The following is a 20,503-nucleotide window of genomic DNA, read 5'->3' as shown; positions in this document are numbered from 1 at the left end:
ATTGAAAGAGGGGCTAGAGATGAAGGTACTAAAAATAGTTTACTTAAGCTGTATCGTTTTAATTTTAGTTGCATGTGGGAGAGCTTCTGGTGAAACCGATGAAACTGTTCCAGAAGGGCAACAATCACTTATTCTTTCACAGAAGGAATCCTTTGTTTCTTTCGACTGGATCGAGGAAGGATATACGGGACTGTTTGTACCTGCAAATAGTAAGTTGGGGCAAGCTACTGCATCAATCATTGACATTTACGGGGAACCCGATGAACGTGGGAGTTATGAAGGTGGGGATTTCTTAACGTATGGCAAGAAGACCTTTTTCATTAATCCAGATACAGGTAAAAGTGTTGCGATTGCCCTTGATATATCCGAGCATCGTCTTACAGAGCAAGATCTTAAAAGAGCTTTAGGTACCCCTGATCATAGTGAGTTAAATGAAATGGATAATTTTTGGATGTATCTCTACAATCTAGATGATTTTGAATTAATGTTCGAAGCTGAAACAAAAGAAGCAATTATTAAATTCGTGTGGTTGAGAGAAAAATAATTGAGAGTAAAGTCGAATTGTTGCCGGGGAAATAATTTGAAGTAATAATAATAACAATTTTGTAGTAATACGTTTGTAATTATTGCATTTTGTCATTTTAATCATTATCATAGTGGAGAGATTGATTTAACAGGAGGAATAATGATGAAAATGATGGATGCAAATGAAATTATTCAGTTTATTTCACAAAGTGAAAAGAAAACCCCAGTAAAAGTACATATTAAAGGGAATTTAGATGGTATTGATTTTGGTTCTGATACAAAGTCCTTTATTACAGGATCTGTTGGTGTTCTTTTTGGTGAATGGAGCCAGATTGAAGCTGTATTAAAAGCAAACGAATCAGCGATTGAGGATTATGTTGTGGAGAATGATCGTCGTAATTCAGCTATTCCATTGCTTGATATGAAAAATATCCAAGCAAGAATTGAACCAGGAGCGGTTATTCGTGATCAGGTAGAAATTGGGAATAACGCTGTAATTATGATGGGTGCTAGCATTAACATCGGTTCCGTTATTGGTGAAGGAACTATGATCGATATGAACGTGGTCCTTGGTGGACGTGCTACTGTTGGTAAGAATTGTCATATCGGAGCGGGCTCTGTATTAGCCGGTGTAATTGAACCACCTTCAGCTAAACCAGTTGTCGTTGAAGATGATGTTGTTGTAGGAGCTAATTGTGTTATTCTTGAAGGTGTTACGGTAGGTAAGGGAGCTGTTGTTGCAGCTGGAGCAATTGTGACAGAAGATGTCCCTCCAAATACCGTTGTTGCTGGTACACCAGCTCGAGTGATCAAAGAGATTGACGAAAAGACTAAAGGCAAAACAGAAATTAAGCAAGAGCTTCGTCGTTTAAACGAAGATAGATAATGGTTTATAGTGGACAAGCAGCTTTGTCGTAATCGGCAAAGCTGCTTTCAATACATAGAGAAAGGTATGATGACTTTGTCTAATTGGATGGATAGAGACCAAGAAGTAATTATGTCTACATATGGCAGACTACCGATTGTAATTGAACGTGGGGAAGGCAATTATTTGTATGATGAAAATGGGAATCAATATCTTGATTTATTTACTGGGTTAGCTGTAAATATTTTAGGGCATTCACATCCTGAACTTTCAAAAGTATTAAAAGAACAAGCGGCTAAATTTTTGCATATATCAAACTATTTCTACAATAAGCCTGCAATCAAACTTGCTGAAAGTCTAATTTCAAATTCGATTAAAGGGAAAGTTTTTTTTACGAATTCGGGTGCAGAAGCAACAGAGGCCGCACTGAAGTTGATTCATAAATGGTCAAAGGATCAAGAAGAGGCTCGTAACGGGATTGTCGTGTTAAAACAGAGCTTTCATGGTCGTACGCTTGGAGCTTTGAAATTGACAAGACAAAAAAGTGTCTATCAAGACTTCCCGGTTACCGATATTCCTGTGTATGAAGTAACTCCACATCAAACGGATGAGTTGGAAACGATCTTGAAAACTCATAAACCAGCGGCAATGATTGTTGAACCAGTATTAGGTTCTGGAGGAATTGTCACTCTTGAAGAAGAGTATATTAGAGATATTTCCAAGCTCTGTCACAAATATAATGTTTTATGTTGTATGGATGAGATCCAAACAGGAATCGGCAGAACTGGTGAATTTTTTGCTTATCAACATGCAGGGATTGCCCCCGACTTAATTCTATTTGCAAAAGGAATTGGTGGAGGATTGCCACTTGGGGGGATTATTGTTGCAGAAAAGCATGAGAATTTATTTAAACCAGGTGATCATGGCACGACATTTGCTCCCTCCCCACTAAGTGCTGCTTTGGGAAATGCGGTAATCGATGTATTGCTCGATCAAGGTCAACTAAAGACTGGTACGAACGTTGCAACAAAGCTACACCAACGATTAAATGAATTAAAGAAAAAGCATGGTTCGATCATAGGGGATGTACGTGGTAAAGGGATGATGATAGGTATCGTAATGTCGCTTGACGCTAAGGCTGTTAAGGACATTCAAGCTCGATTGTTGGAAGTTGGGGTAATGGTTGATGTTACACAGCAGACAATTATTAGGTTACTCCCACCTTTAACTTTAACGATTGAAGAAGTTGAACGCTTTATTAGTGCTTTCGAAACGGAAATCGAGAAGTTATTGAGAGTAGGTCAATAGATGAGGGCAGATGAGCTAATCAAAATACGACGTGACTTACACCAAATACCAGAACTAGGATTTGAAGAAGTGAAAACGCAGAGCTATCTGTTAAACAAAATTCATCACCTATCTCAGCAGTTTTTAACAGTTGAGACGTGGAAGACTGGAATATTTGTCCATGTTAAAGGGAGTAATCCAACTAAAACAGTTGCTTACAGAGCAGATATTGATGGTTTGCCGATAAATGAACAGACGGATTACGATTTTCGCTCCATTCATCCTAATACGATGCATGCTTGTGGGCATGATTTTCATATGACCATTGCACTTGGTTTACTTACTCATTTTGCTAGTAACCAACCGATGAATAATTTGCTATTTATTTTTCAACCAGCTGAAGAGGGTCCTGGAGCAGCACAAGAAATGCTGAAATTAGAACAATTAAAGAAATGGAAGCCAGATAACATCATGGCATTACATATTGCACCAGAACACCCAGTGGGTACGATTGCAATTAAGCCAGGGTTATTGTTTGCGAATACTTCTGAGCTCTTTATCACCTTAAAAGGCAAGGGTGGACATGCGGCATATCCGCACACAGCAAATGACATGGTCGTTGCTGCAAGTTATTTAGTGACTCAACTTCAAACGATTATTTCAAGGAATGTCGATCCACTTGACGCCGGTGTTATTACAATCGGAGTCATTAAAGGTGGAACGAAACAAAATATTATCGCGGAAACAGCTGTTGTTGAAGGGACGATACGGACACGTTCGATTGAGACCATGCAAAAAGTGAAGAAGAGAATTGAAGCAATCGTTAAAGGAATTGAAATAGGTTTTGAATGCTCAATAGACATTGATTATGGTGCGAACTATTGTCAGGTTTACAATGAAGAGACAATTACAAGCGAATTTATTACCTTTGCTAAAGAGCAAAAAGATGTCAATCTAGTTATTTGTGATGAAGCTATGACAGGTGAGGATTTTGGGTATTTTCTCGAAGAAATACCAGGCTTTATGTTCTGGTTAGGAGTAAATAGTCAATATGGCCTCCATGATGCTAAATTAGAGCCGAATGAGGATGCACTAATATTTGCTGTTGAAACGATTGCTAATTACTTAAAAAGATAAACGAAAAAGATATTCAGAAGGCTATCATTGCCTAGGTCTGAATATCTTTTTTTCTTATCAAATAGATCTGTATAGTTGAACAAAAATCGGGAAATTTAATAGTGTAACGTCATAAATGATTAATGGAGGTACGTAATTATGGCTAGAATCGGTGTGGAACAATCTTTAACAGCAGTGCAGCAGGAACTACAATCTAAAGGATATGAAGTTATTCAATTAAAACAAGAGCAGGATGCACAAGGCTGCGATTGCTGCGTCATAACAGGACAAGATCAAAATGTAATGGGTGTGCAAGATGCAGCAATTAAAGGATCTGTCATCAATGCTGACGGTATGACAGCCGAAGAAGTTTGTCAAAAGGTTGAACAAAAAATTGGCTATCAGCAATAAAATTGAAGAGGCTAGGACAAAAGTGTTTGAACTAAACTAAAAAATGAACGAAATGGTATGGTGTAAGGACATCGCTCCTGAAATATACTTCGCTTTCCGCGGGAAGCCGTTGTGCCTCCTCGGCTCCGCCTGCGGGGTCTCAACTTTGGCTTTAAATCCCGCAGGAGTCTACGTATATTTCATCCGCTAAAGGATTACTTTGTTCGGATTTTCAGTCAGGCACTTTAGTAATGTCCAGCCTCAGATTGTAGACAAAACGCCTTTGAGGAAGTGACTCTCAAAGGCGTTTCTACGTAATTCCGTCTAGTTTCAGTTGGTGGTGCTGGAGTAAGGGTGTTCCTCCAATGCTAGTTGGCTAATTTTTTCAAGTTCATGGCAGCGAAAACAAGCATCGCCTACATTGCCGACTGCTGCAGGAGGGAAGGGCAGGTTGAAATCCACTGGCAGAACCGGTTAGTTCCACGCCCGTCGGAGGGTGCGTGCCCCCATCCCGGTAGCGAATTCGAAGCGACTTATTAGGGCCATTTGTTTCAATTACAAAAAGCCTGTCGACTGTCTCGCTTTTGCAAGACTTTGTCGACAGGCTGAGAACACGCAATTATGCGTGTTCTTTATTTCTTTATTGTTCTTTCTTTTCGATATACACTTGATGAGGAAATGGAATCTCAATATTATTAGCATCGAGTGCTTCTTTTAATGTTTTGCGTAACTGACGTTCAACAGCCCATTGTGACATGTTCTCAGTCTTTGCAATAATTCGAATGACAACATCAGAATCTCCAAGGCCTTGTACACCTATTACGTTAGGACCTTCTTTAATTGCCTCTTCCTCCAGTGCTAGTTTGTCACATGCTGCTTGCATGATGGCAATTGCTTCATCAATATTATCATCATAAGAGATACCAATGTCTACAAGAGCTCTCATATTTCCTCTAGAGTGATTGCTCACATTACTTATCCCTCTATTTGGAATGAAATGGAGAGTGCCATCGAATCCACGTATTTGAGTATTACGTAATCCGACCTCTTCAACAATACCGTCAACTCCACCTGCTGTAACGTAGTCTTCAACATCAATTTGTTTTTCAAGTAGTAAAAAGAACCCTGTAACGACATCACTAACTAATCCTTGTGCACCAAAACCGATTGCTAGACCGACAACCCCAGCCCCTGCAATTAATCCTGTTGCGTCCAACCCAAAAATACTTATTATAATTGTGATAAATACGAAAATGAGTACATAAGAAAAAGCATTGATACTCAATTTTTCTAATGTTTTTACACGTCCTGAACTCATTTCTTTCTGTACCTGCATCTTGCTGAATCCGCTATTTATTATTTTCTTACCAATGGATCTAGCGATTAAAAATGCAATAATTGCTATAATGATTTGCCCAACAATTGTAAGAAGACCAACAAAAAACGCTCCTTCTAGCATTGAATTCAACATATCTTCCATGTAATCACTCCCACTTTAATATACCCTAATTGTTAGTTAGGAAAACGTAATGAATATTAATGCTAGCATAATTTGTCGACAAGCTCAAATGATTGAGTGTAGGTTATTTTTATTGATTTTTTTAATTCTGAAAAAGAAACTTCACCTTTTTCTAGGTAGCTTGATATATATATAATAGTGAGGTGATAGCAGATGAACATAATTGATAAGCGTAATTCATTAGCGTCCAGTAGCTCGAGATCATATCGGAGAAGAGCGAAGAGTTCAATTCGAAATATAGCTATTCATCATAGTGCAACGACTTCAGGAAGTGCTGAGGCATTTGCTCGTTACCATGTAAATGAATTAGGATGGCCTGGTATTGGGTACCACTATGTCGTTGATAAGGATGGTAGTATTAGCTTATGTCACGATGTTGAAGTTGTAAGTTATCATGTCGGGAATAGTAACAGTTACGCCGTAGGTATTTGTATGGTTGGTGATTTTCGGACACAGACGTTAGGTGAAGAACAGAGGCAAGCCACCCTAGATTTGACACGGAGTTTAATGAGTGAACTGAATATTCCTATAGATAATGTATGGGGACATATGGAGTTTCCAGGATATGAGTGGAAGCCTTGTCCGTCAATTAATATGCAAACATTCAGAAATTGGTTAAGTGAGGAAGGAACCAGCATGCCAGGTCGTCCTTCTCCAAGACCGACATATGTAGCAGGAGCAAGACAAAGAACAGTTTTATCACGAGGTGATCAAGGAGATGACGTTAGAGCATTACAGGAGAGACTTGATGAGTTAAACTTTCATCCAGGACCAATTGATGGTATTTATGGATCACAAACAACGGATGCAGTTATGCGATTTCAACGTGCTGCATCAATCACTGTTGATGGAATCGTTGGTCCAGAAACCCGTGAGAATTTAAGAGATTTTGAAGGGAGTGGTGATCAGAGAGAGCATGGATCCCCAACTGATGAAGCAGATGACAAAGAAGAGATGTACCAAAGTGAGTCAAGACGATTGTTACGTTTTATCCGGCCAATGATGCGGGGAGAAGATGTTCAGATTGTTCAAGAAAAAACGGGTGCAGTTGTTGACGGTGTATATGGTCCAGAAACGGAAGAGAGTGTAAGGAGATTTCAACGTGAAGAAGACTTAACGATTGATGGTATTGTTGGTCCCCAGACGTGGAGAGCGTTAGATCGAATTAATACATCAACCGGATACCAACGTTTGCTTTCCGTGCAAACACCTTATCTACAAGGAAATGACGTTAAGAGAGTTCAACGAGCATTGAATGTCACAACAGATGGTCTTTACGGACCGATGACTGAGCGAGCCGTTAGAAACTTTCAGAGAAGAGAAGGAATTTCGGTAGATGGTATTGTTGGACCACAGACATGGAGAAGATTATTTAATTAAAATTAACAAAAAGGGGAAACATTATAGGTCTAATTTAACCATTAACATTTCCCCTACTTATTTATACTTCCATAATAATTGGTAAGATCATTGGTTTACGCTTCGTGCGTTCATAAAGAAAAGGACCAAGCAAATCGGTGATCTCATTTTTAATTTCAGACCATTGTGACGTTTTACGTTCCATCACTTCATTGAGATGATTTGACAATAATTTTTGTGCTTCATGGATTAAGTCACTCGACTCTCGCATGTAAACGAAGCCTCTCGAAATCAAGTCAGGTCCCGCAGTTACCTTGAATTCCTTCATATTTAAGCTGACTACCACAACGACGAGTCCTTCCTCTGAAAGAATTCGACGGTCTCTTAGAACGATATTTCCGATATCTCCAATACCGTTCCCATCAACATAAATAGAACCGGATGGTATCTTTCCAACAACACCAGCTTCATCTGGATGGAGTGCCAATACGTCACCATTGTCCATGATAAAGCTGTTCTTTTCATCAACACCACAATCCTTTGCAAGCTTAATATGCATTTTAAGCATACGATACTCACCATGAATTGGCATGAAATATTGAGGCTTCATTAATCGTAACATTAATTTCTGTTCCTCTTGGCCACCATGACCTGATGTATGAATGTCATTTAAAGAACCGTGGATAACATCAGCACCAGCTCGGTACAGTTGGTTAATTGTTTTGCTTACACTTAGTGTATTTCCTGGAATAGGTGATGAAGAAAATACAACTGTATCGCCCGGTATGATCTGAATTTGTCGGTGTGTACCATTAGCAATCCGAGAAAGAGCTGCCATTGGCTCACCTTGACTTCCTGTACAAAGAATCGTTACTTGATTATCCGGCAATTTATTTAATTGAGATGGTTCAATAAACGTATTCTTTGGTGCGCTTATATATCCAAGCTCTTGTCCAATTGTAAGAGCAGACTCCATACTTCTACCGAAAACAGCAACCTTGCGACCATGTTGAACAGCCGATTCAACAACTTGTTGTAAACGATGGATATTGGAAGCAAATGTAGCAAAAATTATTCGCCCTTCAACTTTACGGAAAATTGTATCGATGCTTTCTCCGACTTTTCTTTCGGACATGGTAAATTCAGGTATTTCACTGTTTGTACTATCTGATAGAAGGCAAAGAACTCCCTCTTCACCAATTTTTGCCATTTTCGTTAAATTAGCAGGTTCTCCAACTGGCGTAAAGTCAAATTTGAAATCACCTGTATGAACGACGTTCCCAGGAGGGGTCTTAACAACAATTCCGTACGAATCTGGGATACTATGTGTCGTCCTGAAAAATGAAACAGATGTTTTAGTGAATTTAACAATTTGATCTTCATGTATTTCAATTAGCTTAGTTGAGCGTAATAAGCCATGTTCCTCAAGCTTACCTTTTAATAATCCAAGTGCTAACTTGCCTCCGTAAATAGGAATATTGACCGCTCTAAGTAAATAAGGGATACCACCAATGTGATCTTCGTGACCATGGGTAATAAAAAGCCCTTTAATTTTATCTTCATTTTTCACTAAATACGTGTAATCAGGTATCACATAATCAATACCAAGAAGCTCGTCCTCTGGAAACTTTATTCCGGCATCGATTAAAATAATTTCATCTTGAAATTGAACAGCATACGTATTTTTTCCGATTTCACCAAGACCGCCTAAGGCAAATACAGCTGTTTGATTATTTTTAACTTGTTTCATAAATTATATTGTCTCCACTTTGAAATCTTCGCTTTGCTGTTCATATTCTAGGTATGCTCCAGAGAGTGGTGTAATAAATTCAATATTATATTTACGAGGAACAAGCTTTAACCTCACGTCGGCTTCGCTTTCACCTTCTACAAATATCGTTTCTGTAAATTCACGTACAGGAACCTGGTTAAATTTCTTTTGGTAATAAACTTTAAAAATCATAATTCTACCTCTCCTTACTATTGGTTATATTTTCATTATAAAGTAATTATCATATGATTTCATGTTTTTCTTTTTTTTATCTAATGGATAATAACTAAATAATGAAGCTATAGCCGTAAAGTTTAGTCTTTTATCAGGTATTTATACCTCTATTAAGCGGTTTTTAGGTAAAAGATTCTTGCATCCTTTAACGATTTTTCTTCTAAGTTTACGTAGCATACTATCTCTCCTCTCGATGGGTTTTTTAGCAAACGATGTCCAGTTTGTAAGGATTTGATGTCCTTAGTATGTGTTGGATCGTCTCTGTCCGTTCGAGGTAATAAATGGTAGAAATGATTTAAAAGAGAGGAGAATAGTGCTTTCGTTAATAAAAGAATTGATTATGAGGAAGTAAAAAGAGTAAGGAGAAGTGGAGATCAAGTTCTAAAAAAGGTAGGAGGGGTGCTAGTGTTGAACGCACATCCTCCTAACAGTGGGGTATTATTGACCGTTAGGGAGTGGTCTTTTGAGTTTGTCGGTGAAATTTTCAATTCTGTCATAAAACATAATCCCATTAAGGTGATCAAGTTCATGTTGAAAAACGATTGCGACGAGGCCTTTCAGTCGAAGTGTTACTTCTTCACCATCTAAGTTTGTACCTTTAATTGTAATTCTTGAATATCGAGGTACTAACCCTGGTATATCTCGATCTACAGACAGGCAGCCTTCACCACCTTCTAAATGGTTTTCTTCAACAGAGTGACTGATCACTTTCGGATTGAAAAGGCCCATACTGTATAATCGGTCTTGATCATCTGTAACATGTACAGCAAACATACGTTTTGAAATGCCAATTTGCGGAGCGGCAATTCCTACACCTGGCCTTAAATTATATTTTTCTGCTTTATCTGGATCCTGGCTATTGATAACAAAATCGAGCATTTTTTGTAGTGTTTCTTTATCCTCATTGCTAGCTGGTAATGGTACTTCTTTTGCAACTTCTCTTAAGATAGGATTACCTTCTCGTACGACATCCTGCATTGTTAACATTTATGTATCACTCCTTTGCACATAAGATAACTTTAAAAATAAAAAGGTAAAAGATCAAGTAATTTTGTTTTTAGTATGTTCTTAGATATGAGAAAAAAGACAGTGAGGATTTTCCATCACTGTCTTTTTCGTTAAGATGAACTTGATTTTAATTATACTCCAAAGCGAGAAGCACCAACGATAATTAAAAGGATGAAAAGGACAACGATTAACGCAAATCCTCTTCCAGCACCTGCTACTGGAGCTGCTACTGGAGCTACTGGAGCACCATATCCATATCCGCAAGGATCGTAACAACCAGTTCCTACACCTGCACCATATCCATATCCGTATCCGTACATTTTACATTCCTCCTTTAAATTCATAGCACCGCATTACCTGCGGTTCACTAATTACCATATGCATAACAATCGTGTATGGTTGGATGAATGCCTATATTTGAAGATTTTTCTAATGATTATGTTCGGACAGGCTCATAAACGGGTAGATGAATTCATATACTAGCATCATTTACAGGGCTTAGAAAGATGTGTATTGTTAATGTTAGGAAAAAAAGTGTTGAGGGGGAAGATTCTTGAAATATATTAAATGGAGTACTATGGGTATCATGCTAATTTTTTTACTGGCAGCTTGTGGTAATAATGCTGCTGAAGATGTTTATCAACATTTAGAAGCAGCTGTTGAGTTAGAGCAACCGTTTGAAGAGCAGCAACAACCTTTGCAGAATGCAGAGATGAGGGAGAACGAACTCTTTGAAGAAATTATAGCTATTGGTACTAGTGAGATTGAAAAAATTCAATCGTTGGCTGATGAGGCTCTTAATTCTATAGATTCACGTAAACAGATGCTTGAAACAGAAAAGGCAAGTATTGAAGCTAGTTATGAGGAGTTTAGTAAAATTGAAGAGTATAATGAACAGTTTGAAGACGAAGAACTTCTGTCGAGTCTAGAAGAACTTCAAGCAACAATGGAGGAAAGATATGAGCAATATCAGTTACTATATAATTCATACAATGAAGCGGCCAATCGAGATCAGAAGCTTTTTACTCAGTTAAAAAGTGAAGATCTTGTAATGGAGGAGCTTCAAACCCAAGTTCAAAGTGTGAATGAACAGTATGAAGTTGTCGAAGAACATAAGGAAGCATTCAATACAGCCACTGACTCATACAATGAAAACAAAAGAAAATTTTATGAAGCAGCTGAACTTAACATTAGTTATGACTAATGTTAAGGGCTGTTTTTTTTATTTTCATCAACAAACTGTATTATAAATAAATATATTGATATATAACACAGATATTTTCCTTTGAGAATAATTTCCAATATGGTCTCGGGTAAAACAAGAATACAAAAGGATTGACGAAATTGTTTGATCTAAGGTAGACTTATTTTCGTAAGCAAATGTTGTATTACTATGCCATTGATCTAACTAATACAGAATGGATGGATCATTGACAATTCTAATTATATAAATATCATATTTCAAAAAGTTGTTTCACATTTGGTTATGGATGTGAACAGTTTGGGCATTCTATGGTAGAGAATTGTCAAAGTTTGTTTAAAACCTAGTGTTAATATGAGTTTTTTTTATTATAAGGAAGAGGTGAAGGTAAATGAGTACAAGAACGTTAGAGCAAGTTGAAAGTCAATTTGAGACGTTTCAAATTTTAAACGAGGAAGGCGAAGTAGTTAACGAAGCTGCTATGCCTGAGCTTAGTGATGAGCAATTACAAGAACTAATGAGAAGAATGGTTTACACAAGAATATGGGATCAAAGAGCAATCTCATTAAACCGCCAAGGGAGATTAGGTTTCTATGCACCTGTAGCTGGTCAAGAAGCTTCAATGCTGGGTTCTCAGTTTGCACTAGAAAAGAAGGATTGGATCTTACCTGGATACCGTGATATTCCACAAATTGTATTCCATGGCTTGCCATTACATCAAGCGTTTTTATGGTCACGTGGTCACTTTGCAGGTGGACAGATTCCTGATGAATTAAATATCATGATTCCTCAAATCATCATTGGAGCACAAATTATCCAAACTGCAGGTGTTGCTCTTGGTCTTAAGCGTAAAGAGACAAATACTGTTGCCATTACATATACAGGTGATGGTGGTGCTTCACAAGGGGACTTCTATGAAGGAATGAACTTTGCTGGTGCCTACAAAGCTCCTGCGATCTTCATTGTTCAAAACAACCGATTTGCGATTTCAGTTCCTGTTGAAAAACAATCTGCAGCAAAGACAATCGCTCAAAAGGCAGTAGCTGCTGGGATTGAAGGAATTCAAGTTGACGGGATGGACGTTCTTGCTGTTTACGCTGCAACGAAAGATGCTCGTACTCGTGCATTAGCTGGTGAAGGTCCGACACTTATCGAAACCTTAACATACCGTTATGGTCCTCATACAATGGCTGGAGACGATCCAACACGCTACCGTTCTTCAGATCTAGATGATGAATGGACAAAGAAAGATCCACTTGTTCGTTTCCGTAAGTTCCTAGAAGGCAAAAATCTTTGGAACGAAGAAAAAGAAAACGAGGTAGTTGATCAAGCGAAAGCGGATATTAAAGAAGCTATTAAAGAAGCTGATGCAGCTCCGAAACAAAAAGTTACAGATCTAATTGGCTTTATGTTCGAGGATCTACCTTCAAATCTTCGTGAGCAAATGGAAGAGTATACAGCAAAGGAGTCGAAATAATCAATGGCACAAATGACGATGATTCAAGCCATTACGGACGCGATGCGTAATGAGCTAAAAAATAATGAAGATGTACTTGTGTTTGGTGAAGACGTTGGTCAAAACGGCGGTGTATTCCGTGCAACTGAAGGCCTTCAAAAAGAATTTGGAGAAGAAAGAGTATTTGATACACCACTTGCTGAGTCTGGAATTGGTGGACTTGCAATTGGACTTGGATTGACTGGCTTCCGTCCAGTTATGGAATTACAGTTCTTTGGATTTATCTTTGAAGTCTTCGATTCAATTGCTGGTCAAATGAACCGAATGAGATACCGTACAGGCGGAAAGCTAACTTCACCAGTAACTATTCGTTCTCCATTTGGAGGCGGTGTTAAGACACCAGAGATGCACGCTGATAGTTTAGAAGGACTTGTTGCCCAAACTCCTGGTTTGAAGGTTGTTATTCCTTCAACTCCTTATGATGCAAAAGGTCTTTTAATCTCTGCTATTCGTGATAACGATCCAGTTGTCTACCTAGAGCACATGAAACTTTATCGTTCTTTCCGAGGTGAGGTGCCTGAAGAGGAGTACACAATTCCATTAGGTAAAGCTGATATTAAGCGTGAAGGAAAAGACTTAACTATTGTTACATACGGAGCAATGGTACACTCTTCTCTTAAAGCAGCAGAAGAGTTAGAAAAAGAAGGAATTGATGTTGAAGTAATCGATCTTATGACGATTAGCCCAATTGATATTGACACAATTATTGCATCTGTTGAGAAGACTAACCGTGCTATTGTTGTACAAGAAGCTCAAAAGCAAGCAGGTATCGCTGCAAATGTTGTTGCTGAAATTACAGAACGTGCGATCTTAAGCCTTGAAGCACCAGTACTAAGAGTAGCTGCACCTGATACGGTGTTCCCATTTGCAGCAGCAGAAGATGTTTGGTTACCTGATTACAAAGGAATCGTAGAAACAGCTAAGAAAGTAATTAACTTCTAATAGACAAGCACAAAAAGGGAAGATGAACGTCTTTCCTTTTTACCTAATTGGATAGAAAAAAGGAGGCACTCCAAGTGGCATATGAGTTCAAGTTGCCGGATATCGGTGAAGGCATACACGAAGGTGAAATTGTAAAATGGTTCGTTAAACCAGGTGATGAAATCAAAGAAGATGATATCATCATGGAAGTTCAAAATGATAAAGCAGTAGTAGAAATTCCATCACCTGTTGATGGTAAGGTCTTAGAAGTCAAGGTAGAAGAAGGAACAGTAAGTGTTGTTGGTGATGTTCTGTTACTTATTGATGCAGGAGATGCGAACCCAGCTGAAGAAAGTGCTCCAGCTCCAGAAAAAACAGAAGAAAAAGCTGAAGAAAAAACAGCTCCAGCAAATGACTCTACTGGATCACCAGGACCAACTGTAAACGACGAAGAAGCTGATGAGCATACAAGAGTGATTGCAATGCCTTCAGTAAGAAAATATGCACGTGAAAAAGGTGTTACCCTTTCTAAAGTAAGTGGTACTGGCAAGAATGGTCGCGTTGTAAAGGAAGATGTTGATGCATTCTTAAATGGTGGTGCAAAAGCCGAGACTTCAGTGCAAAACGAAACATCTGCTGAAGCTAACGAAGCACCAGCTGCAGCATCGAAAGCAAAATCAGAGCCAGTTGCGATTCCTGCTGGTGAATTAGAAGAACGCGTACCTCTAAAAGGTGTTCGTAAGGCTATTGCTAAAGCAATGGTAAATTCGAAGCATACTGCACCACATGTTACACATATGGATGAAGTTGAGGTTTCTGCACTTGTTGCACATCGTAAACAATACAAGGCGATTGCAGCAGACCAAGGCACGAAGCTTACTTACTTACCTTATGTTGTTAAAGCATTGACTGCAGCTTTACGTAAGTACCCTACATTAAATGCATCAATTGACGATGCAAATGAGGAAATTGTTTATAAGAAATACTTTAATATTGGTATTGCTGCTGACACAGAGCACGGTTTATTTGTACCAGTTATTAAGGATGCTGATCGTAAGTCTATTTTTGCTCTTGCTGATGAAATTAATGAGTTGGCAGCAAAAGCTCGTGATGCTAAACTTAGTGGTGCAGAAATGAAAGGTGGATCAGCAACAATTTCGAATGTTGGTTCTGCTCGTGGGCTTTGGTTCACACCAGTCATTAACCATCCAGAAGTAGCTATTTTAGGTATTGGTCGTATTGAAGAGAAGCCTGTTGTCAAAGATGGAGAAATTGTCGCTGCACCAGTTCTTGCTCTTTCGATCAGTTATGATCACCGCCTAATTGATGGCGTAACAGCTCAGAATGCTTTAAATCATATTAAACGACTGTTAAATGATCCACAATTATTGTTAATGGAGGGGTAAGAAATGGTTGTAGGAGATTTCGCAAATGAAGTAGATACGCTTGTCATTGGTTCAGGTCCTGGAGGTTATGTTGCTGCCATTCGTGCTGCTCAACTCGGACAAAAAGTAACGATTGTTGAAAAGGGAGAAATCGGCGGAGTTTGTCTAAATGTTGGTTGTATTCCTTCAAAAGCTTTGATTTCTGCTGGACATCGTTATCACAATGCGAAACATTCAGAGGATATGGGGATTATCGCTGAAAAAGTTTCGATCAACTTCGACAAAGTTCAAGAGTGGAAAGCATCAGTTGTTAAGAAATTAACTGGTGGTGTTGAAGGTCTATTAAAAGGGAATAAAATTGAAATCGTACGTGGAGAAGCATACTTTGCTTCTGAAAACTCTGTACGTATCATGGATGAAAATAGTGCTCAAACATACAATTTCAAAAATTGTATAATTGCGACTGGTTCACGTCCAATTGAAATTCCTGCATTCAAATATACGGATCGTGTTATTAATTCGACTGGTGCCTTAGCATTGAAAGATGTTCCTAAGAAAATGGTTGTTATTGGTGGCGGTTATATCGGTATTGAATTAACAGGTGCCTTTTCAAACATGGGAACTGAAATTGTTGTCCTAGAAGGCGGCAAACAAATTCTAGGTGGTTTTGAAAAGCAAATGGCTACACTTGTTGAACGTCGTCTAAAGAAAAATGGCGTACAATTCAAGATGGGTGCTATGGCAAAAGGCGTTGAAGAGTCAGAAAACGGCGTTAAGGTTACGGCTGAAGTTGACGGAAAAGAAGAAGTATTTGAAGCTGACTATTGTCTAGTAACGGTTGGCCGTAAGCCAAACACAGATGAGCTAGGGCTTGAGCAAGTTGGTGTTGAGCTATCTGATCGTGGGGTTGTTAAAATCGACAAGCAATGTCGTACTAGCGTGTCAAATATCTTCGCAATTGGTGATATTGTAGAAGGTCCTCCATTAGCTCATAAAGCTTCATACGAAGGTAAGATTGCTGCTGAGGTTATTGCTGGTGAGAAGTCTGAGGTTGACTACTTAGCGATTCCTGCTGTAGTTTTCTCTGAACCAGAACTTGCAAGTGTTGGTTATGATGAGGCTGGAGCAAAAGAAGCTGGTTTTGATGTGAAGGCTGCAAAATTCCCATTTGCTGCTAATGGCCGTGCTTTATCTCTAAATGATGCTGATGGTTTTATGAAGCTTGTTACACGTAAAGAGGATGGATTAGTCATCGGTGCACAAATTGCAGGTCCAGGTGCATCAGATATGATTGCAGAACTTGGTTTAGCTATTGAAACTGGTATGACTGCAGAGGATATCGCATTAACGATCCATGCACATCCAACATTAGGTGAAATTACAATGGAAACGGCTGAAGTAGTACTTGGAACGCCAATTCACATTGTAAAATAAATAGTAAGTTAAAAGGTAGTTCAATAAGTCTTTTTTGAGACTTATTGAACACTTTTTTATTTATGAAAAAAAAGCGATTGTTTTAATTAAGGCTTAAAAGATGATTGCCACCCTTTTTGTCCTAAATTAAAAACAATCGCTTCTTATCAGTACAAGAAGTAGGTTCTCTTTTCTCTTCCAATTCAAGTAAATCAGTTAATTGTTTGAGAATCTCGTCTTTTGAATACGTACCTTGAATTCTTAATTTTTCATTTTCGCCTGTCAGAATTAGCAATGTAGGAAATTGCTCAACATTATAATATCGAATTGCATCTTTTTCCTCTGCGTCTATGATTAGAAAAGATGGAATTTGGTTCGGGTGAGATTGTTGTAGTTCTAACATAGCATCGTAATATGTATTTTCTTGGGCGAGTGTTGAAGAATCAGAAAAAAGGACAGTGACTGTTTCATCTTCCTTATTATCTAAGGGATTATTACTAGGTGTGGCGACTGAAACACAAGCATTTAATAAAAGTATGGAGCTTATAATGACTATCTCAATATACTTGTCCATTAGTGGTCACTTCCTTATTCGAGCATGCTTAGTTTCTTTATTTTAGCATGCAAGAGGAGTGAGGACGGAGTAGTAACAAAAATGTAATCAAATAGAAATATTTTGAAGTTACTTCGTGAGTGATTTAGAAATAATTGATATTATTCAGATATGGCTTCCTTTTTAAAGATATAGGTTGGATACTTTTCTTCCTCAATTGAAAACCGTCGTTCATCACTTGTTACTTCTGTTAATTCAGAAATAATTTTCTGAAGTGAAAGAAGCTCATGACAAATTTGGTTAATAAATGTATCAGAGTGTGGGTATTTCAACTTCTGCTGTTTAATCAATTCTATCTGTGTATAATGATAAGTTGTTACTTGATGATAAGGATCCTTCAAGATTGCAGAAAACGATTGTCCAATTTGATGTAAAAGATTTTGTTCACTATCAGAAAGAGTTTGATTTAATCGTATATAGGAAAGCTTTCCTATATGGAAAAGAATAAAATGAAGATAATCCAATTTTTTTTGTAAATAGTTAAATGACCGACGTTCAAACTCGCAAGAATCTCTGTATTTCCATTCATCATGTTGGAATTGAATTAATTCTGATGCTTTCATTAAGTCATTTTGTAATTGTCGATAAAAAATAGTACGATCCTTTATTGAACCTGAGAGGTGTTCTTCAATGATAGATTGCAAACTAGTCCCGGAATGTGCAAATAAATAATCGACTCGTTTAGATAGTATTGGTCCAAATCTCGGTGGCAATAAGAAAAAGTTTACAAATGTAGAGACAAAAATTCCTATTGAGGTACTTGATATACGTGTTATGAAATCAATAAACGCATGATCAGTTGTTCCAGGAATCATAGCGACAGCAGTTAAAGTTGCAACTAAGGTACCTGTATCCAGTCGAAGTTTTGAGCAAACGATAATGGTAAGCATTGCTACAAGTGCATAAGTAAGGGCGTTCTGTCCGAAAACAAAGTCGGCTGCAATTGCAAAAATAGCTCCTAGTGCTGCAGCTGGTAATCGAATGAGTCCTTTTTTAATTGAATCAGCCGCTGTTGGTTCTGTCGTAACTATAGCTGTTATAACAGCAAACGTTGGTGGAAGTTCAATAAGATGGCAAATAAAAGCTGTAATAAATACAGCCATTCCTGTTTTAATGACTCTTCTTCCTACCCAACTTTTCATAGTAAAACCCCTTAACAAAAAATCATCTATCATTAGTATTGGGAGAACAATTGACTGTTATACTTAATAAATGACCGGAAGGAGAGAGGTTAAATGAGAGGGAAGTGTGTTGTAGTTCTGTTAATTATGGTTAGTTTAATTCTCGTAGGATGTCAAGAGCAAGAGGAATCACAGAATATCGATGATCAAACCGCACCGGAAATCAGTAAGGAAGAGATTGACGAAAATAATAATGAAGTAGAAGGTGTTGAGGCAGAAGAAAAGAAAGAGAATACCGATAATGAAGAAATAGTAGAAGAAGATCCTGTTAGTGAAGAGATGGTTGAACGCTACCAGATAAATGAAGCTACATGGGAAGTAGAACCATTAGAAAATGGAAACGAAAAAGTGGTGCTACTAACAATTGATGATGCTCCTAAGGAATATGCTGTTGAAATGGCAGAAACACTAAAAAGATTAAATGTTGGAGCCATCTTCTTCGTGAATGGTCACTTTCTCAATGAGGAAGGGAAGCAATCTCTGAAGAAAATTCATGATATGGGTTTTGAGATTGGTAATCATACGATGAGTCACCCAAATATGACTCAATTGACTGAGGAAGAGCAAAGAGCGGAGATCATTGAGTTGAATGAAATCATCTATGATGTGATTGGAGAACTACCAAGGTTTTACCGAGCACCATTTGGGGCAAATACTGAATTTACAAATAATCTCATGAACGAGCTTAACATGACAAAGATGAATTGGACTTATGGGTACGACTGGGAAGCTGATTATATGAATGCTGACTCATTGGCAGATATTATGGTTAATACTCCACTCTTAAAGAATGGTGCCAACCTCTTAATGCATGATCGTGAATGGACAGCGGCGGCACTAGAGAACATTGTTACCGGTTTGCAGGAAAAGGGATATGAAATTGTTAATCCTACAGCGATAAAGACAGAATAGGACTGAAGGTTACTTGTCAACTCTCCTCTTGAAAAGGTAAAATAGTCGAGATATGACGAAATAGGAGGAGTTTCAAATTGCAAAAATTCATCATCATATTATTTCTATGTATTTGCATTCTAATTGGATGTCAAAACCAAGAAATAGATAAAGAACAATCATCAAGTGAAGAACCAGATGATATTGAAGAGACAATGCCTGAAGAGGATCCAACATTAATGAGCCTGCCAATTGAAATTACTGAAAATGAAGCCCGTTTTTCGCTAGCTGATTTAATTTCAATCACGGATGGAAGTTACCAATTTGATCCAGTTCATAGAACATTGTCATTAAAGATAAATGAGGATGAGTTTTATTTAATTGATGGGGTTCCTGTGTTAGAAAGAAATGGAGAGTATATAGCTTCTAACGATATATATTTAATTGTTGAAGGAGAGCAGGGGGAGGAAGAAATTTATTTACCTGTTCAATTTATTGAAGACGGCTTAACGATCCCAATTGAATTTGAAGAAAATCAGATTGTTTTCAACTGGTATGGTCCGACGGAGAAGGTAGGTGGTCCACCTCTAGATTTTCAATACTCTGATTGGACAACTACACAAGTGATTGACTACTTATCTTTTTTAGAAAAACCTATTGAAGATGCTGGTATTAGTCATATAGCTAGTCACTTGCCAGGCGCTCCTAGACCTTATAGGAACGGTTTTCATGAGGGGATTGATTGGTACGATTTTGCTTCAGGCGGGGATATTACAACAGAAACGCCTATTTATGCGATGGGTGAAGGAATAGTTGTTAGAGCTGATCACGATTATGTTGAATACCCTTCACCAGAAGTAAGAAATAAAGACCTAGAATATACTGCAGAGCTTGGAGAAACGCCCGAGTTTATTTTTGATCGACTTAGAGGAAGACAGGTGTGGGTGCAGTATCCAGGTGGTATAATGAACCGCTTTGCTCATTTATCGGGAATTCCGGAAACGCTCCAAGTTGGAGACGCAGTAGATGCTAAAACAATCATTGGATATGTTGGTAATTCTGGGACAAGCTTTGCCGTTGATGGTCAGCTTTCAGGAGGATTGCATCTTCACCAAGATCTTCTCATTTATGGTGAACTTTTTTGGAAACCATTCTCTCAAGAAGAGGTTTCAGAAATACTCCAAGAAATTTGGAATTGATTTTTCGACAGAACTTGTCCGGATCTTACAAATTCCTCGGGCGTTTTTTGTGATAAAATAGACAATAATCAGAGTGGAAATACCAATCTGACACTCATTCCTTTGAATT

General features: G+C 38.1%; 19 protein-coding genes and 1 pseudogene. 13 read left to right on the top strand and 7 right to left on the bottom strand.

The window, feature by feature from the left end; translation table 11 throughout:
- Window positions 1-19 precede the first annotated feature (19 nt).
- The 5 genes from J7W16_RS13755 (at window position 20) to J7W16_RS13735 (ending at window position 4,204) form a co-directional block, all read left to right on the top strand.
- Window positions 20-544, top strand: coding sequence for a DUF4309 domain-containing protein (locus J7W16_RS13755; RefSeq protein ID WP_210597893.1), 525 nt, complete (start codon window positions 20-22; stop codon window positions 542-544).
- A gap of 144 nt (window positions 545-688) precedes the next feature.
- Window positions 689-1,411, top strand: coding sequence for a 2,3,4,5-tetrahydropyridine-2,6-dicarboxylate N-acetyltransferase (dapD, locus tag J7W16_RS13750; RefSeq protein WP_210597892.1), 723 nt, complete (start codon window positions 689-691; stop codon window positions 1,409-1,411).
- Between the two features lie 75 nt (window positions 1,412-1,486).
- Window positions 1,487-2,698, top strand: coding sequence for an aspartate aminotransferase family protein (locus tag J7W16_RS13745; protein WP_419095840.1), 1,212 nt, complete (start codon window positions 1,487-1,489; stop codon window positions 2,696-2,698).
- A complete protein-coding gene (locus J7W16_RS13740) occupies window positions 2,699-3,814 on the top strand; it encodes an N-acetyldiaminopimelate deacetylase (protein ID WP_210597890.1) in 1,116 nt (371 codons plus the stop codon). It begins immediately after the preceding gene.
- A gap of 138 nt (window positions 3,815-3,952) precedes the next feature.
- A complete protein-coding gene (locus J7W16_RS13735; RefSeq protein WP_210597889.1) occupies window positions 3,953-4,204 on the top strand; it encodes a YkuS family protein in 252 nt (83 codons plus the stop codon).
- Between the two features lie 619 nt (window positions 4,205-4,823).
- Here the strand turns inward: J7W16_RS13735 and J7W16_RS13730 are convergent.
- Window positions 4,824-5,663, bottom strand: a complete 840-nt coding sequence (locus J7W16_RS13730; protein WP_210597888.1) for a mechanosensitive ion channel family protein — start codon at window positions 5,661-5,663, stop codon at window positions 4,824-4,826.
- Window positions 5,664-5,855: 192 nt separating this feature from the next.
- Here J7W16_RS13730 and J7W16_RS13725 point away from each other — a divergent pair, with 192 nt between their 5' ends.
- A complete protein-coding gene (locus J7W16_RS13725) occupies window positions 5,856-7,082 on the top strand; it encodes a peptidoglycan recognition protein family protein (protein WP_210597887.1) in 1,227 nt (408 codons plus the stop codon).
- Between the two features lie 61 nt (window positions 7,083-7,143).
- On the opposite strand, the gene rnjA is transcribed toward J7W16_RS13725, so the two are convergent.
- The 4 genes and pseudogenes from rnjA to J7W16_RS22635 all read right to left on the bottom strand — a co-directional run.
- The gene (rnjA, locus tag J7W16_RS13720; protein WP_210597886.1) at window positions 7,144-8,811 is read right to left on the bottom strand and encodes a ribonuclease J1; all 1,668 of its coding nucleotides are present in this window, start codon (window positions 8,809-8,811) and stop codon (window positions 7,144-7,146) included.
- Between the two features lie 3 nt (window positions 8,812-8,814).
- Window positions 8,815-9,024 (bottom strand): DNA-dependent RNA polymerase subunit epsilon, encoded by a 210-nt coding sequence (locus tag J7W16_RS13715; protein ID WP_210597885.1) that lies wholly within the window; start codon window positions 9,022-9,024, stop codon window positions 8,815-8,817.
- 480 nt (window positions 9,025-9,504) lie between these two features.
- The gene (def, locus tag J7W16_RS13710) at window positions 9,505-10,053 is read right to left on the bottom strand and encodes a peptide deformylase (protein WP_210597884.1); all 549 of its coding nucleotides are present in this window, start codon (window positions 10,051-10,053) and stop codon (window positions 9,505-9,507) included.
- Window positions 10,054-10,205: 152 nt separating this feature from the next.
- Window positions 10,206-10,280, bottom strand: a pseudogene (locus tag J7W16_RS22635) (YjcZ family sporulation protein); the annotation flags it as partial.
- A gap of 347 nt (window positions 10,281-10,627) precedes the next feature.
- On the opposite strand from J7W16_RS22635, the gene J7W16_RS13700 reads away from it, so the two are divergent.
- The 5 genes from J7W16_RS13700 to lpdA all read left to right on the top strand — a co-directional run bounded on the left by J7W16_RS13700 (window position 10,628) and on the right by lpdA (window position 16,531).
- Window positions 10,628-11,278, top strand: coding sequence for a YkyA family protein (locus tag J7W16_RS13700; protein ID WP_210597882.1), 651 nt, complete (start codon window positions 10,628-10,630; stop codon window positions 11,276-11,278).
- 388 nt (window positions 11,279-11,666) lie between these two features.
- Window positions 11,667-12,752 (top strand): pyruvate dehydrogenase (acetyl-transferring) E1 component subunit alpha, encoded by a 1,086-nt coding sequence (pdhA, locus tag J7W16_RS13695; protein ID WP_210597881.1) that lies wholly within the window; start codon window positions 11,667-11,669, stop codon window positions 12,750-12,752.
- 3 nt (window positions 12,753-12,755) lie between these two features.
- Complete coding sequence (locus J7W16_RS13690) at window positions 12,756-13,733, top strand: alpha-ketoacid dehydrogenase subunit beta (RefSeq protein ID WP_210597880.1); 978 nt, start codon at window positions 12,756-12,758, stop codon at window positions 13,731-13,733.
- Window positions 13,734-13,807: 74 nt separating this feature from the next.
- Window positions 13,808-15,118 (top strand): dihydrolipoamide acetyltransferase family protein, encoded by a 1,311-nt coding sequence (locus J7W16_RS13685; protein WP_210597879.1) that lies wholly within the window; start codon window positions 13,808-13,810, stop codon window positions 15,116-15,118.
- Window positions 15,119-15,121: 3 nt separating this feature from the next.
- Window positions 15,122-16,531, top strand: coding sequence for a dihydrolipoyl dehydrogenase (gene lpdA, locus J7W16_RS13680; protein ID WP_210597878.1), 1,410 nt, complete (start codon window positions 15,122-15,124; stop codon window positions 16,529-16,531).
- A gap of 121 nt (window positions 16,532-16,652) precedes the next feature.
- Here lpdA and J7W16_RS13675 read toward each other — a convergent pair whose 3' ends face one another.
- Window positions 16,653-17,084 carry a protein disulfide isomerase family protein gene (locus J7W16_RS13675; RefSeq protein ID WP_210597877.1) on the bottom strand — a complete coding sequence of 144 codons (432 nt, stop codon included), beginning with the start codon at window positions 17,082-17,084 and terminating at the stop codon, window positions 16,653-16,655.
- Window positions 17,085-17,224: 140 nt separating this feature from the next.
- The gene (locus J7W16_RS13670; RefSeq protein WP_210597876.1) at window positions 17,225-18,265 is read right to left on the bottom strand and encodes an FUSC family protein; all 1,041 of its coding nucleotides are present in this window, start codon (window positions 18,263-18,265) and stop codon (window positions 17,225-17,227) included.
- A gap of 93 nt (window positions 18,266-18,358) precedes the next feature.
- Between J7W16_RS13670 and J7W16_RS13665 the strand changes: the two genes are divergently transcribed.
- Together J7W16_RS13665 and J7W16_RS13660 are read left to right on the top strand one after the other, a co-directional pair.
- Entirely contained in the window at window positions 18,359-19,216 is an 858-nt protein-coding gene (locus J7W16_RS13665; protein ID WP_210597875.1) for a polysaccharide deacetylase family protein, read from the top strand.
- Between the two features lie 77 nt (window positions 19,217-19,293).
- Window positions 19,294-20,394, top strand: coding sequence for a M23 family metallopeptidase (locus J7W16_RS13660; protein ID WP_246880007.1), 1,101 nt, complete (start codon window positions 19,294-19,296; stop codon window positions 20,392-20,394).
- Window positions 20,395-20,503 lie beyond the last annotated feature (109 nt).

This window comes from Halalkalibacter suaedae, from assembly GCF_017939705.1.
GTDB lineage: Bacteria > Bacillota > Bacilli > Bacillales > Bacillaceae_D > Halalkalibacter > Halalkalibacter suaedae.
This window is presented reverse-complemented; position numbering and strand designations above follow the sequence as displayed.

Coding starts and splice junctions, on each gene's coding strand:
- J7W16_RS13755 (WP_210597893.1), top strand. CDS start 20: ATGAAGGTACTAAAAATAGTTTACTTAAGCTGTATCGTTTTAATTTTA.
- dapD (WP_210597892.1), top strand. CDS start 689: ATGAAAATGATGGATGCAAATGAAATTATTCAGTTTATTTCACAAAGT.
- J7W16_RS13740 (WP_210597890.1), top strand. CDS start 2,699: ATGAGGGCAGATGAGCTAATCAAAATACGACGTGACTTACACCAAATA.
- J7W16_RS13735 (WP_210597889.1), top strand. CDS start 3,953: ATGGCTAGAATCGGTGTGGAACAATCTTTAACAGCAGTGCAGCAGGAA.
- J7W16_RS13730 (WP_210597888.1), bottom strand. CDS start 5,663: ATGGAAGATATGTTGAATTCAATGCTAGAAGGAGCGTTTTTTGTTGGT.
- J7W16_RS13725 (WP_210597887.1), top strand. CDS start 5,856: ATGAACATAATTGATAAGCGTAATTCATTAGCGTCCAGTAGCTCGAGA.
- rnjA (WP_210597886.1), bottom strand. CDS start 8,811: ATGAAACAAGTTAAAAATAATCAAACAGCTGTATTTGCCTTAGGCGGT.
- J7W16_RS13715 (WP_210597885.1), bottom strand. CDS start 9,024: ATGATTTTTAAAGTTTATTACCAAAAGAAATTTAACCAGGTTCCTGTA.
- def (WP_210597884.1), bottom strand. CDS start 10,053: ATGTTAACAATGCAGGATGTCGTACGAGAAGGTAATCCTATCTTAAGA.
- pdhA (WP_210597881.1), top strand. CDS start 11,667: ATGAGTACAAGAACGTTAGAGCAAGTTGAAAGTCAATTTGAGACGTTT.
- J7W16_RS13690 (WP_210597880.1), top strand. CDS start 12,756: ATGGCACAAATGACGATGATTCAAGCCATTACGGACGCGATGCGTAAT.
- lpdA (WP_210597878.1), top strand. CDS start 15,122: ATGGTTGTAGGAGATTTCGCAAATGAAGTAGATACGCTTGTCATTGGT.
- J7W16_RS13675 (WP_210597877.1), bottom strand. CDS start 17,084: ATGGACAAGTATATTGAGATAGTCATTATAAGCTCCATACTTTTATTA.
- J7W16_RS13670 (WP_210597876.1), bottom strand. CDS start 18,265: ATGAAAAGTTGGGTAGGAAGAAGAGTCATTAAAACAGGAATGGCTGTA.
- J7W16_RS13665 (WP_210597875.1), top strand. CDS start 18,359: ATGAGAGGGAAGTGTGTTGTAGTTCTGTTAATTATGGTTAGTTTAATT.